The following is a 16,215-nucleotide window of genomic DNA, read 5'->3' as shown; positions in this document are numbered from 1 at the left end:
TGAAGGAACGGGGGCACAGTCAGCACCGTCGATAACAGCGGGTGACGTTCAGGGCAGGCTGCCGGGAACGTCTACCCGCGCAACATACGAGTATTCCTATCGACAGGAGCACCTTGAATGCAGTTGCCCGCTTTCCCGCCCTCGTTGTTGCCGGCGCTCCAGCACGTCATGCGGCCGCTGGTGAGGCTGATGCTGAGGAAAGGGGTCACCTACAACTGCTTCGCCGAGCTGCTCAAGGAAATCTTCGTCAACGTGGCCGAGCGAGAATTCCGGCTGGACGACAAACCGCCTACCGACAGCCGCATCAGTCTGCTCACGGGCGTCCATCGCAAGGACGTCAAGCGCTTGCGCAGTGGGGTGGCCGACGAGAAAAAACCTCTGCCGGAAAACATCTCCCTGGGCGCGCACCTGGTCAGCGTCTGGCTGAACAATGCACCGTTCTGCAAGCATCCCGGACGCCCATTGCCTTTACCGCGTCTCGCCAGCAGCGGCAGGGAATGCTCCTTCGATGGGCTGGTCGCGACGGTCAGCAAGGACATCCGTGCCCGCGTGGTGCTGGACGAGTGGCAGCGCCTGGGCATTGTGCGGATCGACGAGCAGGATTGCGTGCACCTGGAGACCATGGCCTTCATTCCCCAGCGCGGATTCGACGAGAAGGCAGCGTATTTCCGCCACAACCTGCATGACCATGCGTGTGCGGCCGTGCACAACCTTACCGAGGAGGGCGAGCCCTTCTTCGAACGCAGCGTCCACTACGACAGCCTTTCGCCGTCTGCGGTCGAGCAGTTGCGCCAGGCGGTCAGCGCCGAAGGCATGCAGGTGCTGATCGCTTTCAACCAGCTGGCCGCGGAACTGGAGGAGCGCGACGTGCCGAAGCCCGAGGCGCGGCAACGCATCACCATCGGCCTTTATTTCTACACTGAAGGCAGTCCAGCCGACGCCTCCCGGCCTGAAGCAGCCCGCAAGCCATGAACATCGCCTCACGTTTCCTCTGCACCCTGGTCCTGCTTGGTGGGACGCTGCTGGCCCTACCCGCAAGCGCCGCGCCGGTTTGCCTTGATCCGGGGGGCATGGGCGGCACCGGTGCGGTGGCGACCGGAGGCATAGGCGGTACCGGGGCGCCTATCGCGCCTGCGGATCACGGAGGAATAGGCGGCACCGGTGCACCCGCTGACGAGGGCGGCATTGGGGGCACCGGCATCGTGGGCACCATCACCGGTTTCGGCTCGATCTGCGTCAATGGCGTGGAAGTCCACTACGACAGCAAGGTGCCGCTGAGCGAAAACGGCGTGCCAGCCAGTACCGGGCAACTGGCCATCGGCCAAGTCGTGGCCGTCGAAGCCCACGCATCGGCAAGAGGGCTGGTGGCACGGAACATCGCCATCCTCCATGCCTACGAAGGCCCGGTTACGGCGGTGGCCTCGGCGAACGCGCCGCTGCGCGTGATGGGGCAGCCTGTTCGCATCGCCGGCGACGCCCGCGTGACATCAGGGCTGCGCGTTGGGGATGCGGTGCGCGTCAGCGGTCTGCGCAACGCCACGGGTGAAGTCGTCGCCAGCCGGATCGACCGGGCACCGAAGCTCGCCCAGGCCAGCGCCATCGGCGCCATCGAGCGGCCAGGCGAACTCCAGGGGCTCGCCCTGACCAACAAGAGGCTGGCTCCCAACGTAGAGGTGCTGGTACGAGGCAACTGGAACGGCCGGCAACTGGATGTCGTCCAGAGCCGGGTCGATCCGGGACTGCCGTTCGAGGGACGCGTACGCAATGTGGTCGTGGAAGGGCTGGTGCATAGGCAGCACGGCGATCGCGTCGAGTTGGGCGGATTCACCGTGCAACTGGGACATGGCACTTCATTCAGCGGTGGGCGGTCGACGGAGCTGGCGGTTGACCAGCGCGTACGCGTTGCCGGGGTGATCGGGGCAGGGCGGAGCATCAAGGCCGAGCGGATCGAACTCGTCCGCGATAACCCCGCCGGCTCCATTCGGCAGGGCTCGGATCACAGTGGATCGGGTTCCGGTGAGACGGAGACGGAGTCGGAACATCATGGAAGCGGGAATTCCGGCAGTGGCAGCCATGATTCGGTGGAGCGGGTGCGGACCGAGTCCAGCGGACGCGACGACGCCGGCGAGACGCGAGAAAGGATCGAGCGGGAAGTGGAGTCGGCATCCGGAGAACTGGAACGCCGGGAACGGATAGAAACCCGTGAGTCCGCTGACCGTGTGGAAACCCGCGAGCGCATCGAGATTTTCGAGAACGGCGTGCGCGTCGAGCGAATCGAACGGATCGAGAAGATCGAGCGGTCGGATCGTCCCGATAAGCCGGATCGCGTGGAAAAGATCGAGCGCGTGGAGCGCGTCGAGAAGCCTGAAAAGATCGAGAAGCCTGAAAAGGTCGAGAGAGTCGAGAAGGTCGAACGTCCGGAGACGGTGGAGCGCCCGGAAGAGGTGGAGCGGGTGGATCGGTCCGGTCCCCACTAATCGCCGCGGCCGGTGCGGGGGAGCCGGAGCGTAATCCGGCGCGCCAGCTACTCTGGAGGAAACCCCGACCGAGCGGGGCGCCACCGTTCCTGGAGCGAAACGAGGTAAGCATGCCTGCCACGCGCGTGATTTCCCCGATCCTGTTGGTTTGCCTGGCTGCACCGGTCCAGGCGGATGAATTCACGCTGACGTCCGGGCTTGATTACTCACGGGGGAAGTACGGGACGCCGACCGTCAGCGAAACCTGGTACGTCCCGGTGGTCGGCAAATATGAAACCGGGCCGATGATCTACAAGCTCACCATCCCTTATCTGCGCATCACCAATCCTGCCGTGGGGCCGGATGGCGAACCCTTGGCGGGCGACGACTGTGGCAGCGACGAAAGCGGCCTTGGTGACACGGTGGGCAGCGCCGACTACGCGCTGCTGGACGGCAGTGACGGGGGAAGCCTGCTGGTGGACCTGATAGGCAAGGTGAAGTTGCCGACAGCCAATGAGGATCACTGCCTCGGTACCGGCAAGACCGACTTTTCGGGCCAGATAGACCTGACCCAGGGCTTCGGTGCATTCAGTGGCTTCGCCACGCTCGGTTGGAAGAAGTTCGGCGATCCGACGGACACGGATTTCCGCGATCCGATCTTCGCCTCGCTGGGCCTGGTCACGCGCGTGGCACCAGCCACCTCCGTCGGCGCCGCTTATGACTGGCGCCAAAAGGTGACCTCCGATGGCGACGAAATCCAGGAATTCACCCTGTTCCTGACACAAAGACTCGACGCCGAATGGAAGGTACAGGTGTACGCGCTGGCAGGCTTTTCCGATGCGAGTCCGGACGCCGGTGGCGGTGTGATGCTGAGCCACAGGTTCTGACTTTTTTTGTAGGAGTGAACTGCGACAGGACGAAAATAACTGCTGAACGTGGTTCATTTTCGTATTTCCTTTGAAAGTCCTTCTCCATCCAGCCGCTGTTTGCGCCTGCACATCCCCGTCACACTCCGGGCCCATACCGTCACCGAAACCCGGAGTGCAACCATGAATCCCGCTTCCCTCGCCAGCGAGCGCTATACCACCAAGGCCTACGATCCGGCCCGGCGCGTTGCCCAGCCGACCATCGACGAGCTGCTGGCACTGCTCCGGCAGGCTCCGTCGTCGGTCAATTCCCAGCCCTGGCACTTCGTGGTCGCCGGCACCGACGAAGGCAAGGCCCGCCTGGCCAAAGGTACCCAGGGGCCCTATGCCTACAACCAGCCCAAGGTACTGGACGCGTCGCACGTGATCCTCATCTGCGCCCGCACGGACATGACCGATTCCCATCTGGCGCAGGTTCTCGAGCAGGAGCAGGAAGACGGCCGCTTCCGTGACGAAGAGGCCCGCGCCGGCCAACTGCGCACCCGGCAGACGTATGTGAATCTGCACCGCGAGCGCCAGGACCTGCAGCACTGGATGGAGAAGCAGGCCTATCTTGCCCTGGGCACGCTGCTACTCGGTGCCGCGGCGCTTGGCGTGGATGCCACGCCGATGGAGGGCTTCGATGCGCAATCGCTGGATGCCGAACTGGGCCTTCGCGAGCAGGGTTACACCAGTGTGGTAATGGTGGCCCTGGGGCACCGCAGCGAGACGGACTTCAATGCCGGCCTGCCCAAATCACGGCTGCCTTCGGAGCGCGTCATCACTTCCCTCTGAGGCTAATGCGGGCTGTAGTAGGCCCGCTCGGAGTGGAACCGTAGGTTGTGGCTGAGCTATGCGAAGCCCAACGATTGGCGGACCTGCGGCCCGCTTGGCGAATGAATTCGCGCCTACAGACGCAGAAGTTCCCCCGCTGCACGGTCAGCCCCCTCTCCCTCTGGAAGAGGGTTGGGGTGAGGGAGGTCAGCGGTGGCTGGGGGCTTGTAGGTCAGACCTGCGGTCTGCTTGGCGATTGAAATCGCCCCTACAGAAAAGCAGAACGCCATCTGCGGAGGCGGAGTCGCCGGCTCGAGTCACCCCTCTCCTTGGGGAGAGGGGCCGGGGGTGAGGGCTGTGCCAGGCTTGCTCGGAGATCGAAACCCGTTCGAACGCTGTTTGGTGGACGAAAAAAGCGTCGTCCACCCTACGGGGCTGCTGCGCAGCCCATGGCGCTGTTCCTTCGGCGAGTTGCGCCAATCCGGCCGCGAACCGGTATGCATCGTCGGACCGTCCATCCCGCACTTTTGCCGCGAGTGAACTCAATCCACACATACGCGGTCTGTCTGCTGTCGGCCCACTGGGTGGATTGCATGGCTTTTCGCTACCTGGGCGACTCGCTGCCTTCCGTTCCATCCTGATCGCGTACCGTTCTGGAGCAATTTGCCCGGCCGGCTTTTTTCATGCCCGTTTGCCGGGTTTTGTCCCATCGCCATGTGAAGATTGCCCATGACCCTGTCCCGTCGTTTCCACGCCCGTGTTTCCCCGCTCCAGTCCCGTGCCTTCGGCGCCCTCATGCTGGGTGGCCTGTTGATGTCCGGGGGATCGGTCCACGCCGAGGAACCCGCCGGCAACGTGCGCTGGGTGAGCGACAGCCTGACGACCTATGTTCGTAGCGGCCCGACTGACGGATATCGCATCGTGGGTACGTTGCCCTCGGGGCAGAAAGTCGAGCTGCTCACGACCCAGGGCGACTACAGCCAGGTTCGTGGCCAGAATGGCAGCAGTGTGTGGATTCCCAGCCGTGACTTGCAGGAAGTACCCGGCCAGGCCGAGCGCCTGCCGCAGCTCGAGCAGAAAGTGACCGAACTCAGTGCGCAGCTCGCCGGCATCGACGAATCGTGGAAATCCCGAGTTCAGGGCATGCAGGAGACGCTGGATGCACGCAAGAAGCTGATCGACGAGCTGCAGGCCGCGCGCTCCGCGCTGGATGCCGAACTGACCCAGGCCCACTCCGAACTGCGTGATGCGCAAGCGCAGCTGGGCGACGAGAACAAACAGGTGCTGATGCGCTACATGGTCTACGGCGGCAGTATCGCCGGCGCGGGATTGCTGGCCGGGCTGATCCTGCCGACTTTCCTGCGAGTGCGGCGCAAGCGTAACGATCAGTGGGTTTGATCGGGGCGGCTCGCCGCGCAACCAGCGAGCTCGTCCCGATGAAGGGGCACTGCAGCGCTAGTGCCCCGGCTGGCGACCACTAGCGGGGCGGGCGCTGCTTTGCCTGGGCTCAATGCGGCCCGCGATGACGGATGGTCTTGAGCAGGTCTTCCGGGGTGATCTGACCCACGACATTGCTCGCCGCGCTGCCGGGTTGCGGCAGGCCGAGGATGTGGCCCTTCATCTTGCCCACCACGTGCATCTCGCAGGGTTTGCAGTCGAACTTCAGGGTCAGCACTTCATCCCCGTGGACCAGTTGCATCGGTGCGACCTTGGTACGCACGCCGGTCACGCCCTTGGCCTGTTTCGGGCACAGGTTGAACGAGAACCGCAGGCAGTGCTTGGTGATCATCACCGGAACTTCGCCCGCTTCCTCGTGCGCCTCGTAGGCCGCATCGATCAACTGCACGCCGTAACGGTGGTAGAAGTCCCGAGCCTTCTGGTTGTAGACGTTGAAGAGGAACGACAGGTGGGCTTCCGGGTACACCGGCGGCGGCACGCTGACGGCCTTGCGGCTGCCATGGGGGTGAGCGGCTACACGGGCTGCGGTCAGCGCTTCGATCGCTTCGCGGCGCAGGGCCTTGAGCTGGGACGCGGGGATGAAATACGCCTGCGGCGCATCCAGCTCGATGTTCTGAGCGTGATAGCTGGTGGTGCCCAGTTGGCCCAGCAGGTCATGCAGTTGCTCCAGGGCCTGTTCGGGTTTGTTCGCCGTCCCGAACGGACCGTCCAGCCTGACGCTTGCGCTCACGCCTTCCTCACTGGTGACGGCCAGTTCCAGGCCGTCTTCGCGCAGGCTGGCTTTCCAGCTCACGCCAACCCGACGTTCCGCCGAAGTCTTCAGCAGCGCCTGTTGCCAGTTGTGGTCCAGGTTGCGGGACAGCGGGTGATTCGGACGCAGCCGCGACAGGCCGGCGGGCATTTCGTTGGGCTCGACGCGGTAGCGCCAGCGCTTTTCACCTTCTTCTTCGAACTCGCCTTTCAACTCGGCGATGTTCGCGCGGAAGCCGACGACCTCGCGCTTGACCAGCACGTTGAGGCCGTCGCCGTTGGACAGCGGCTCATGGGTCACGGCAATCAGGTCGCGCTTGCCGACTTTCTCCACTTGCCCCACCAGCAGTCCGGTGAAGGTCGGCGTGTCGAAGGCGCCGATGTCGATCTTGCGCTCGGTGACGAAGTAGTCGGTGCTGCCGCGGTGGAAGGTCTTGTCCGGGTCCGGCACGAAGAAGTGATCCGTGCGGCCGCTGGAGGCAAGAGCGAGATCAGGGCGCTCGGCGAGGATGCCGTCCAGGCGCTGGCGGTAGTACGCGGTGATGTTCTTGACGTAGCTCGCATCCTTGTAGCGGCCTTCGATCTTGAAGGAGCGCACGCCGGCGTCCACCAGGGCGCTCAGGTTGGCGCTCTGGTTGTTGTCTTTCATCGACAGGAGGTGCTTCTCGAAAGCCACTACGCGGCCCTGGTCATCCTTGAGGGTGTAGGGCAGGCGGCAGGCCTGGGAGCAGTCGCCACGGTTGGCGCTGCGGCCGGTCTGGGCGTGGGAGATGTTGCATTGACCGGAGAAGGCGACGCAGAGCGCACCGTGGATGAAGAACTCGATGGCTGCATCGGTTTCATCGGCGATGGAACGGATCTGCTTGAGGTCCAGTTCGCGGGCGAGCACCAGTTGGGAAAAACCGGCCTGGTCGAGGAACTTTGCGCGCTCCAGGGTGCGAATGTCGGTCTGGGTGCTGGCGTGCAGCTCGATGGGCGGAATGTCCAGTTCGAGTACGCCCATGTCCTGCACGATCAGCGCATCGACGCCAGCGTCGTACAGCTCGTGGATCAGCTTGCGCGCCGGTTCCAGCTCGTCGTCGTGGAGGATGGTGTTGATGGTGACGAACACGCGCACATGGAAGTGGTGGGCGAACTCCACCAGCTTGGCGATATCCGCCACTTCGTTGCAGGCGTTATGGCGGGCGCCGAAACTGGGGCCGCCGATGTACACGGCGTCGGCGCCATGCAGGATGGCCTCGCGGGCGATGTTCACATCACGGGCGGGGCTGAGCAGTTCTAGTTGGTTTTTTGGTAAAGGCATGGCAATCACGTCCGGCACGGGTGCGGGTGGCGCATTGTAGCGGGCATGCGCCACCTGAGCATCCATGGGGTGCCGGATGGAGGTACGGGGAACTGTTGTTGCCGTCTTTCAGCGCATCGAAGCCGGCGGAATGGAGTAGGTGCCGACCACATGGGCCACCGGCTCCTCCAGCCCTTCCGAAAAGAGCGAGACCTCTCCCACTGCCAGGGTTTTGCCGACCTTCATCAGTCGGCATTCGCCGATGATGCGTTTGCTCGCTTCGGGCTTGCGCAGGAAGTTGATGGTGAGGCTGGTGGTGACCGCCAGCGGAACGATGCCGATCTCACCCAGCAGGGCAACGTAGAGGGCCACGTCGGCGAGTGCCATCAGGGTGGGGCCGGAGACGGTACCGCCGGGCCGCAGGTCGGACTCATCGACCTCCTGCGACACCCGCGCGCTGCGCTCCCATACGGCGTCGACGACGACGCGGGTCTGGGGAAATTCCTCCTGGATGAATCGCGCTATCGCTTCCTTCTTGTCGCTCATGTCGAGCTCTCCTGGCTGCATTGTCGGCAGGACGCTGCCATAACCCCCGCAATCCTGTCCATGTCGGGTGCGAATTGGCCCGCTGCAACACCATTCTCATGTTTGCCAGCTACGCTCCCCTGACCTTGCCGCGAAGAGTAGTCAGGATGTCATTCATCGATTCGGTAATCGCCCAGGTGCTGGGATTGGAAGTCGGGCTTCACCACGCTTATGCACGACTCGCCTGCCGCACGGATGAAGAAGCGCTGCATGATCTGCGGATCAATCTGCGAAAACTGCGCAGCCTGCTGCGCCCGATGCGTCGCCTGGCGATACCGAAGGAACTGGATGCGGCCGCCGCAGACGTCGGTCGGTTGACGACCCCGGTGCGTGATCTCGAAGTGCTGGTCGTCGAATTGCAGCGGCAAGGCTTCATGGATCAGGCCGAGCGCCGCCGGCACCTGCTGGAATCCCACTACGGGGTTATCGAGCGCAGCGCCACATTGCAGCGTTTCATGGTGGTGCTGGATGCCTGGCCGGCACGAATGCGTGAAGAGGAGCGAAATGGTGAGCTCGACAACCTCCGTGAGCGCGTGCGGATTCGCCTGCAACGGCAATTGCAACAGTTGCGCGAATCCCTGGCCGATCCGGCATTCGATCGTCATGCCTTGCGCCTCCTGGTCAAACGCATGCGCTACGCCCACGAAACTTACCCGAGGCTATCGTCCATCGGGCAGGAGGCCGTTTCGGCGCTGAAGGCCGTGCAGTCCGCACTGGGGGATTGGCACGACCATTTCCAGTGGTGCCTGCGGGCTGAACAGGATGCAGACCTGTTGGTGCTCAAGGATCGTTGGGAAATTGCCGGCGCTGCCGAGTTGAGTGCAGCCGAAGTCGAACTTTCCATCCTGGCCGAATGCCTGGAAGAACAATCGACTTCGGTCGCGTAGGGCCCCAGCGGTTCAGATCGCCTCGATTGCCTCGGGCTGTGCGACGACCTCGAACATTTTCACGCCGATGGCGCGAGCCGCATCCAGGTAAGGCTCGACGTCGCTGGACTCCGACTCGAAGTACAAGGAAGAGGACAGCACCGTCGCGCCGCAGTAATCGAAGATGCCGTGGTCGATCTGCGCCTTGATGGCTTTGTCATAGCCGTGGCGTTCGAAAGTACCTGCATCGACACCCGCCACACCGATCAGATGAACCTTGAGGTGACGCAGCTTCTTCCTCAGGCCACCTTCCTGGCTGTATTCAAAGGCCCAACCGTTGGCGAAGACCCGATCGATCCAACCCTTGAGCATGCCGGGCATCGACCACCAGTAGACAGGGAAGGCAAGCACCAGGGCGTCGGCGCGGTCGATCCGCGCCTGCTCGGCGGCGACGTCGGCCGGTGGTGCCACCTGGTGGCGGTGGACGGCATGGTCGGCGAAGCCGAACCGCGGATCGAAACCCTCTGCTGCTAGGTTGGCAATTTCCGCGTCATGGCCGGAAAGCTTCAATCCTTCGGCAACCTGTGCGGCCAGGCTGTGGGTGAGCGAGCGGGGATCATGATGGGCGACGACAATCAGGGCATGCATGGCAGGGCTTCCTGTGAGTGGATTGCGGCTGGACCTGGCGCCGGATATCCTGTGCGACAAGTTACTTTTAGTAAGTTACGGTTGGTAACTTACGTTTGGTAGGTTAGCCATGTCAACACTCGATGAAGAGGCGCGTCCGCGCCGTCGTTTATCCCGGGAAGAGCGGCAACGGCAGTTGCTGGATGTCGCTTGGCAAATGGTCCGCGAGGAGGGCACCGACGCGCTGTCGCTGGGCCGGTTGGCCGAGCAGGCGGGCGTTACCAAGCCCGTGGTCTATGACCATTTCAAGACCCGCGCTGGGTTGCTTGCAGCCCTGTACGTGGAGTTCGATACCCGCCAGACGGTATTGATGGATGCCGCACTGGAAGCCAGCGAGCCGACCCTGGAGGGCAGGGCAGGGGTGATCGCCTCGTCCTATGTCCAGTGCGTGCTGTCGCAGGGGCGGGAGATACCGGGTGTGATTGCGTCCCTGGACGCTTCGCCCGAACTGAAGTCCATCAAGTGCGAGTACGAGTCCGCATTCCTGGCGAAGTGTCGGACTGCACTGGCGCCCTTCGCGGGGAAGGACGGCGTAGCCCCGGCCGGGCTGCGCGTCATGTTGGGCGCGGCGGAGGCGCTGTCCCATGCCGCTGTCACCGGAGAGGTCACGCCGGAAGAGGCGCGAGACGAGCTCCGTGCAACCATCGTGGCGATGGTCGAACGCAACGCCCGGCGCAATTGACGTTACGCATCACTGAGCCCGCAACCAATCCTCCTGGCGTGCCAGAACCGCGCTCGCGGGCTCGCCCACCAGTTCGGCATAGAGGGCTGGCGCGGTGGCCCCTTCGGTGCTGACCAGCAGGACGCGAGAGTGGCAGTCGAGACCGAGTTCGGCGGCCCGGGGCGTGCCCATCAGTTGCCTGAGCCCGGCAAGCCCTGCCACCGCGGACTCCCCAGCCACAAGCGGCAGGTCCCGTTCGCCACCCTTGGCCAGGAGGCGCATGGCAGCCACCGCCTCGGCGTCTTCGACTGTCATGAAATAGTCGATGCAGCCTTCCAGGAACTGCCAGGCCAAAGGGGACGTTTCGCCGCACGCCAGGCCGGCCATGACCGAGTCCACGGTGCCGCTGGCCCGGGTCGCCCGTCCGGCCAGGGCGCTCTGGTAGAGGCAATCGGCCTGCCTCGGTTCGACGACGATCATCGTTGGCCGCTCGGCGCCGTAACGCTCCCAGAGGTAGCTGGCCATGCCGGCTGCGAGTCCGCCAACGCCTCCCTGCAGGAAAACGTGGCTGAAAGGGCATTCAGCGATGCTCGGCTCCAGCGCTTCCAGTGCCTCCGCGGCAATGATTCCGTAGCCCTGCATCACGTCACGGGGAATTTCGCTGTAGCCCTCGTAGGAGGTGTCGGACACCACCGTCCAGCCGTTTTTCTCTGCCAGCCTGGCGGCTTCGTGCACCGAGTCGTCGTAGTTGCCGTCAATGCGGATGATGCGTGCGCCGTACGCCGCGATGGCCTGTTCGCGTTCGTGACTGACGTGGGCGTGGAGGACGATCACGCAGTGGCAACCGATGCTTTGCGCCGCAGCCGCGAGGGCTCGGCCGTGGTTCCCGTCGGTGGCACTGATCACCGTGAAATCGGCCAGAGCCGCGGCATGCGCGCCTGCGAGCAAGGCGCGGGGCTCCAAGGCCAGCTCGGGGAAACGCCGAAGGATGAGGCGCACCAGCGCAATGGGCGCGCCCAGCACCTTGAAGCTGCTCAGTGCCGAGCGCACGGCCTCGTCCTTGAGCAACACCTGGCCGACGCCCAGGTCATGGGCAAGGTCAGGCAATTGCCACAGCGGCGTGATCGCGCACTCGAAGCGGCTCCAGCTGGACAGCCAGGCGCGGCTCTCGGCGGCCCGGGCGACGCTCATGATGGCGCGCAGGTCGTCTGGATAAGGGCGGCGAATCGCATTGGGGTTGGCGGTCAGCATCGTGAACTCCGGAAAGGAAGGCGGGGAAGGGCGGTCAGGATTGGGCGAGCCGCTGTTGCACCACATCGAGCAGCACCTGGGCGCCGGCCAGCAGCAGGTCGTCAGGGGTGTGCTCGCGCGGGTTGTGGCTGATACCGCCGTGGCTGGGCACGAAGATCATCGCCGCCGGCGCGATGCGCGCGATCATCTGCGCATCATGGCCGGCGCCGGAGGTCATGCGCCTGTGGCTGAATCCGAGGCGTCCAGCCGAGGCTTCGATGGCGGCAGCCAGCGCCGGATTGAAGGTCACGGGCTCGAAGCGCACCAATTGCTCGCTATGGACCTCGACACCTTCCTCGCCAGCCAGGCGCGCCAGCAAGGCGGCTAGCTTCTGTTCGGCCACTTGCAGCCGGCCTTCATCGGGGTGACGCAGATCCACGGTGAAGGTCGCCTTGCGCGGAATGACGTTGATCAGGTCCGGCTCGAAGCGCATGCAGCCGGCCGTTGCCAGCGTCCCGTCGACTGCAATTTCGCGCAGCCCGCTGACAACGGAGCTGGCTACCCAGCCCGCGTCCCGGCGCAGGTGCATGGGCGTCGTCCCGGCGTGGTTGGCGCTGCCCTTGATGGTTATCTGCTGCCAGGAAATGCCTTGCAGGTTCTCGACCACCCCGATCTGGATGCCTTCGGCTTCCAGGATTGGCCCCTGTTCTATGTGCAGCTCCAGGTACTCGTGCGGTAGCAGGGTGCCGGGTTCGAGATCACCGGCGTAGCCAATGCGGGCCAGTTCCTCGCCCAGGCGGGTGCCATCGGTGCCCAGGGTATTCAGGGCAGCATCGATGTCCAGGCCGCCCGCGTGGACCAGCGAGCCCATCATGTCCGGCTGGTAACGCACGCCTTCTTCATTGGTGAAGGCGGCAACCGTGATCGGGCGGGCAGGTGACGTGCCGGATTCGCGAAACGCCCGCACAACAGCGAGTCCCGCGAGCACGCCGTAGCAGCCATCCAGCGCGCCGGCGTCGGCCACGCTGTCGATGTGCGAGCCGATCATCAAGGGCGCCTGCTGATCGTCATCCGCACGCAGCGTGCCGAAAATGTTGCCGATGCGGTCTACCCGCACGTCCAGAGCCAGTGCATCCATCCATTGGCGCAGTCGGTCACGGCCGGCCTTGTCGGCGTCGGTCAGTGCGATGCGGGTGCGACCCTCCCGGCTGGGCTCCATGCCGATCTCGCCCAGGTCACGGATCTGCGTCAGCAGGGTTTCAGCGTCGAGCTGCAAGGGATTTTGTTCGGGAAGAGGTCTCATCGGGCCGGCTCCGGGGAAGCAAATCAGTCAATGGCGTAATAATATTTCTCGGGCGCGTACTCTTTTCTCTGAATACACGCCTTTTGCGCATTTCCATTCCGCGCATGCCACGCTTCGATCAATTTTCAATCGAGCCCTGCCCATGACTCTGGATATTTTCGATCTCAAGCTGCTCAAGGAAGTCCAGCAGGACGCCGGACGGTCGCAGGCGGAGCTGGGAGAGCGCGTTAATCTCTCGGCAGCGGCCGTCAACCGCCGGCTCAAACGCCTTAACGAGGACGGCGTGATTCGCCGGACGGTCGCCCTGGTGGACCCGGTGCAGCTGGGCCATCAGTTGACGGTGATCGCGGAGGTGGAGGTCGAGAGCGAGCGGCTGGATCTGCTGGACGCGATGAAACGCAGCTTCCTCGCCTGCCCTCAGGTGCAGCAGTGCTACTACGTGGCCGGCGAGTTCGACTTCGTGCTGGTGCTTGCGGTGAAGAGCATGGAGCAATACACCGACCTGACGCGGCAGCTCTTTTTCGAGAGCAACAACGTCAGGCGTTTCCGTACGTTGGTCTCCATGAGCAATGTGAAGGTGGGGCTGGAAGTTCCGCTCGACCTCGACGCGGATTCCTGAAGCTATGTCTGCGTTAGCTGTTGCCAGAGATCGGCCATCGGTCCAGGAGCCTCGTAGGAGCTAGCTTGCTAGCGAAACGGGGCCATTCGCTGGCAGGCCAGCTCCTACGGGCAATGCAGCTACTTGCAGCACTTGACGCGCCATCGGCATGGCCGTTCAGTCGAAAACGAAGGCGGCGATGTGCCTGGCGCTGGCCCTCGGGTATTGCAGGTGCGGCCCGTGGCCGGTGCTGGGCAGGGTGACCAGATGCAGGGTGGGCAGGCTCCGGCTCAGTGCATGCCAGTTCTCGACCGGGAATACGATGTCGTGGTCGCCGCCGAGATGGAGCACGGGCGTATCGGTGCTGCGCAGTGCATCCAGCGCAGGCTGCAGCGGGAACATCGGGTTGCGCGGTCCATCCCCCAACTGCTGCCCAGCCCATTCGTGGGGGACTTCGGGACAGCGGCCTTCCTGGCGGGCCGCGATGCGCTCGGCGGAATGCAGCGCGGCTTCGCGGCTGGCGGGCGACGTCGGTTCGAAGAACAGCTGAACAAAATCCTCGAAGTCGTTCTCGCGACAGGCCAGCTCGTAGAACAGCGCTTCGCCGGTCTTCACCAGTTGGCCGGGCGGCGTGGTGCCGAGCAGCACAAGGTGGCTGACCAGCTGCGGCGCTTGCAGCATGGCCACCTGTGCGGCGATGCCGCCGAGTGACCAGCCGCCGAGGACGACCTTGCCCAGTCCCAAAGTGGCGATCAGCTCGAGCGTGTCGCGTGCCAGCGATGCCGGGTCGTAGGTCGCTGTACCGCCGGACAGGCCCAGGCCGCTGTAGTCGAACACATGCACCTTGAAGCCCTGTGCCGCGAGTTCATCGAGAAAGGCCGGGTCCCAGGAATCCATGACCCCGCGGAAACGCAGGCACAGCACCATTGGCACGCCGTCGCCTATCACCCGGTAGGCCAGGCGACGGCCGCTGCATTCGATGAACTGGTTGGGTACCTGGCTGGCGGATAGCACGTTCGGCATGGCAGCGCTCCCTCGGGGCGTTGGGTGGCAGGATGATGGTTTGGTGTACCGTCATCGCGGTCCGCAACCGCAGCGCGAAGGAGGAGGGGGCCTGGCCCCGTGCACGCGAAGCAATGATGGCATCCACGCAGGGTAGCTCAGGCAGGTGGATACTGCGGCCAAGGCACCGGCCGCCAATCGGTTTGGCGGCCAGCGCTGTTTCGGTGCAGTCAGCTCCGCTGGGAGCGTTTCACCAGCACGCGGCCGTAGATGAGCCCGCTCACCCCGGCGACGACCGAAGCCATCAGCACGCCCAGCTTGGCGGCGCCCAGCAGGTCTGGCTGGTTGAAGGCGAGGTTGGCGATGAAGATCGACATGGTGAAGCCGATGCCGGCCAGGCAGCCGATCAGCCCCATCCACGCCCAGGTCATGCCCGGTGGCAAGGTGCACCAGCCCATACGCACCATCAGCCAGCTGCTGCACAGAACCCCCAAGGGCTTGCCCAGCACCAGGGCCAGCGCAACGCCGGAAAGCACCGCCAGCGACCCGCCCTGGTCAAGGTCAACACCCGCGAGGCTCACACCGGCGTTGGCGAGTGCGAACAGCGGCATGATCAGGTAGGCAACCCAGGGATGCAGGGCCATCTGCACGCGCGTTACCGGCGGCAGGAGTTCGCGTTGCGCCTGGCGAAGTTGCTTGATGGGTTCGATCAGCTCGGAGGCACCGTTGGCCGCCTGCTCGCGCTCGGCGTAGTCATTGATGGCGCGCGAGGCCAGCTGCAAAGGCGGGTCCATGACCTTCACCGGGCGTACCGGCGTCATCAGGCCCAGCACCACACCTGCCAGCGTCGGGTGGGCGCCGGTCTTCAGCAGACCGAACCAGAGCAGTGCGCCGGGCAGCAGGTACGCATAGGCCGAACCGATGCCGATACGTTGCAGGCCGAGCACCACCAGGATACCGGCAGCGGCGATGGCGAAGCCCAGCGGATCGAGGCCGCCGGAGTAGAACAGCGCGATGATCACCACGGCGACGATGTCGTCGATGATCGCCAACGCCAGCAGGAAGACGCGCACCGACGCTGGTACCGAACGGCCCACCAGCGCCAGGACGCCGACTGCGAAGGCGATGTCCGTGGCGGTCGGCACGGCCCATCCCTGGCGTAGGCCATCGGTGCTGTTGAGCGTGAGGTAGAGCAGGGCGGGTACGAGGACGCCACCGAACGCGGCCACTATGGGCAGGGCGGCAAGCTTGACGTTGGCCAGCGCGCCTTCATGGATCTCCCGGCGGATTTCCATGCCCACGACGAGGAAGAACACCGTCATCAACGCATCGTTGATCCAGAAGTGCAGCGAATTCGAGATGACGAAATCACCGATGCCGAACGACAGCGGTATGTGCCACAGGTGCTCGTAACTGCTGGCGTAAGGGGAGTTGGCCCAGATCAACGCGGCCGCGGCGGCGATCAGCAGGACGATGCCGCTGACGGCTTCGATGTGAATGAATTTTTCAAACGCGGAGAATGCTTTGTCGGCAATGCGCTGCACAGCCGGCAGCGCCTTTCGGGAAGGGGCTTGGTTCATGGTCTTGATACTCAGCAGCTTGTGCGGCGGCCCGACCAACACATGAAACCTGTCTGGCGCATATGCGCTGCCAGACAC

The 16,215-nt window shown here is 64.2% G+C and carries 15 protein-coding genes; 8 read left to right on the top strand and 7 right to left on the bottom strand.

The window, feature by feature from the left end; genetic code table 11:
- Positions 1-117 precede the first annotated feature (117 nt).
- The 5 genes from MnOB_RS01525 to MnOB_RS01505 all read left to right on the top strand — a co-directional run bounded on the left by MnOB_RS01525 (position 118) and on the right by MnOB_RS01505 (position 5,533).
- Positions 118-972, top strand: coding sequence for a DUF6502 family protein (locus MnOB_RS01525; protein ID WP_077521236.1), 855 nt, complete (start codon positions 118-120; stop codon positions 970-972).
- Positions 969-2,477, top strand: coding sequence for a DUF5666 domain-containing protein (locus tag MnOB_RS01520; protein WP_077521233.1), 1,509 nt, complete (start codon positions 969-971; stop codon positions 2,475-2,477). Before MnOB_RS01525 ends, MnOB_RS01520 begins: the two co-directional genes overlap by 4 nt.
- 110 nt (positions 2,478-2,587) lie before the next feature.
- A complete protein-coding gene (locus tag MnOB_RS01515) occupies positions 2,588-3,343 on the top strand; it encodes a hypothetical protein (RefSeq protein ID WP_077521230.1) in 756 nt (251 codons plus the stop codon).
- 162 nt (positions 3,344-3,505) lie between these two features.
- Complete coding sequence (gene nfsB, locus MnOB_RS01510; RefSeq protein ID WP_077521227.1) at positions 3,506-4,156, top strand: oxygen-insensitive NAD(P)H nitroreductase; 651 nt, start codon at positions 3,506-3,508, stop codon at positions 4,154-4,156.
- Between the two features lie 708 nt (positions 4,157-4,864).
- Entirely contained in the window at positions 4,865-5,533 is a 669-nt protein-coding gene (locus MnOB_RS01505) for a TIGR04211 family SH3 domain-containing protein (protein ID WP_077521224.1), read from the top strand.
- Positions 5,534-5,642: 109 nt separating this feature from the next.
- On the opposite strand, the gene MnOB_RS01500 is transcribed toward MnOB_RS01505, so the two are convergent.
- Together MnOB_RS01500 and MnOB_RS01495 are read right to left on the bottom strand one after the other, a co-directional pair.
- Positions 5,643-7,646 carry a peptidase U32 family protein gene (locus MnOB_RS01500; RefSeq protein ID WP_077521292.1) on the bottom strand — a complete coding sequence of 668 codons (2,004 nt, stop codon included), beginning with the start codon at positions 7,644-7,646 and terminating at the stop codon, positions 5,643-5,645.
- Positions 7,647-7,754: 108 nt separating this feature from the next.
- A complete protein-coding gene (locus tag MnOB_RS01495) occupies positions 7,755-8,171 on the bottom strand; it encodes a PaaI family thioesterase (RefSeq protein ID WP_077521221.1) in 417 nt (138 codons plus the stop codon).
- A 146-nt stretch (positions 8,172-8,317) separates the two neighbouring features.
- Between MnOB_RS01495 and MnOB_RS01490 the strand changes: the two genes are divergently transcribed.
- Positions 8,318-9,097 carry a CHAD domain-containing protein gene (locus MnOB_RS01490; protein ID WP_077521218.1) on the top strand — a complete coding sequence of 260 codons (780 nt, stop codon included), beginning with the start codon at positions 8,318-8,320 and terminating at the stop codon, positions 9,095-9,097.
- Between the two features lie 12 nt (positions 9,098-9,109).
- Here MnOB_RS01490 and MnOB_RS01485 read toward each other — a convergent pair whose 3' ends face one another.
- Positions 9,110-9,724, bottom strand: a complete 615-nt coding sequence (locus MnOB_RS01485) for an NAD(P)H-dependent oxidoreductase (protein WP_077521215.1) — start codon at positions 9,722-9,724, stop codon at positions 9,110-9,112.
- A 109-nt stretch (positions 9,725-9,833) separates the two neighbouring features.
- On the opposite strand from MnOB_RS01485, the gene MnOB_RS01480 reads away from it, so the two are divergent.
- Positions 9,834-10,445 (top strand): TetR/AcrR family transcriptional regulator, encoded by a 612-nt coding sequence (locus MnOB_RS01480; protein ID WP_077521212.1) that lies wholly within the window; start codon positions 9,834-9,836, stop codon positions 10,443-10,445.
- Between the two features lie 9 nt (positions 10,446-10,454).
- Here the strand turns inward: MnOB_RS01480 and MnOB_RS01475 are convergent, their stop codons facing one another.
- Both MnOB_RS01475 and MnOB_RS01470 read right to left on the bottom strand, forming a co-directional pair.
- On the bottom strand, positions 10,455-11,675 hold the full coding sequence (locus tag MnOB_RS01475; RefSeq protein WP_077521208.1) for a diaminopropionate ammonia-lyase: 1,221 nt from the start codon (positions 11,673-11,675) through the stop codon (positions 10,455-10,457).
- A 34-nt stretch (positions 11,676-11,709) separates the two neighbouring features.
- The gene (locus MnOB_RS01470; RefSeq protein WP_077521205.1) at positions 11,710-12,957 is read right to left on the bottom strand and encodes a Zn-dependent hydrolase; all 1,248 of its coding nucleotides are present in this window, start codon (positions 12,955-12,957) and stop codon (positions 11,710-11,712) included.
- Positions 12,958-13,099: 142 nt separating this feature from the next.
- Here MnOB_RS01470 and MnOB_RS01465 point away from each other — a divergent pair, with 142 nt between their 5' ends.
- Entirely contained in the window at positions 13,100-13,576 is a 477-nt protein-coding gene (locus tag MnOB_RS01465; protein WP_077521202.1) for an Lrp/AsnC family transcriptional regulator, read from the top strand.
- A 156-nt stretch (positions 13,577-13,732) separates the two neighbouring features.
- On the opposite strand, the gene MnOB_RS01460 is transcribed toward MnOB_RS01465, so the two are convergent.
- Complete coding sequence (locus tag MnOB_RS01460) at positions 13,733-14,578, bottom strand: alpha/beta fold hydrolase (protein WP_077521199.1); 846 nt, start codon at positions 14,576-14,578, stop codon at positions 13,733-13,735.
- A 209-nt stretch (positions 14,579-14,787) separates the two neighbouring features.
- Complete coding sequence (gene nhaA, locus MnOB_RS01455; RefSeq protein ID WP_199824422.1) at positions 14,788-16,137, bottom strand: Na+/H+ antiporter NhaA; 1,350 nt, start codon at positions 16,135-16,137, stop codon at positions 14,788-14,790.
- Positions 16,138-16,215: the final 78 nt, after the last annotated feature.

The sequence above is a fragment of the Metapseudomonas resinovorans genome, assembly GCF_002003485.1.
Classification (GTDB): Bacteria; Pseudomonadota; Gammaproteobacteria; order Pseudomonadales; family Pseudomonadaceae; genus Metapseudomonas; species Metapseudomonas resinovorans_D.
Note: the sequence above shows the minus strand (reverse complement) of the source record. Positions and strands in the feature narration are given on the sequence as shown.

Coding starts and splice junctions, on each gene's coding strand:
- MnOB_RS01460 (WP_077521199.1), bottom strand. CDS start 14,578: ATGCCGAACGTGCTATCCGCCAGCCAGGTACCCAACCAGTTCATCGAA.
- MnOB_RS01490 (WP_077521218.1), top strand. CDS start 8,318: ATGTCATTCATCGATTCGGTAATCGCCCAGGTGCTGGGATTGGAAGTC.
- nfsB (WP_077521227.1), top strand. CDS start 3,506: ATGAATCCCGCTTCCCTCGCCAGCGAGCGCTATACCACCAAGGCCTAC.
- MnOB_RS01520 (WP_077521233.1), top strand. CDS start 969: ATGAACATCGCCTCACGTTTCCTCTGCACCCTGGTCCTGCTTGGTGGG.
- MnOB_RS01515 (WP_077521230.1), top strand. CDS start 2,588: ATGCCTGCCACGCGCGTGATTTCCCCGATCCTGTTGGTTTGCCTGGCT.
- MnOB_RS01505 (WP_077521224.1), top strand. CDS start 4,865: ATGACCCTGTCCCGTCGTTTCCACGCCCGTGTTTCCCCGCTCCAGTCC.
- MnOB_RS01480 (WP_077521212.1), top strand. CDS start 9,834: ATGTCAACACTCGATGAAGAGGCGCGTCCGCGCCGTCGTTTATCCCGG.
- MnOB_RS01475 (WP_077521208.1), bottom strand. CDS start 11,675: ATGCTGACCGCCAACCCCAATGCGATTCGCCGCCCTTATCCAGACGAC.
- nhaA (WP_199824422.1), bottom strand. CDS start 16,137: ATGAACCAAGCCCCTTCCCGAAAGGCGCTGCCGGCTGTGCAGCGCATT.
- MnOB_RS01485 (WP_077521215.1), bottom strand. CDS start 9,724: ATGCATGCCCTGATTGTCGTCGCCCATCATGATCCCCGCTCGCTCACC.
- MnOB_RS01465 (WP_077521202.1), top strand. CDS start 13,100: ATGACTCTGGATATTTTCGATCTCAAGCTGCTCAAGGAAGTCCAGCAG.
- MnOB_RS01500 (WP_077521292.1), bottom strand. CDS start 7,646: ATGCCTTTACCAAAAAACCAACTAGAACTGCTCAGCCCCGCCCGTGAT.
- MnOB_RS01525 (WP_077521236.1), top strand. CDS start 118: ATGCAGTTGCCCGCTTTCCCGCCCTCGTTGTTGCCGGCGCTCCAGCAC.
- MnOB_RS01470 (WP_077521205.1), bottom strand. CDS start 12,957: ATGAGACCTCTTCCCGAACAAAATCCCTTGCAGCTCGACGCTGAAACC.
- MnOB_RS01495 (WP_077521221.1), bottom strand. CDS start 8,171: ATGAGCGACAAGAAGGAAGCGATAGCGCGATTCATCCAGGAGGAATTT.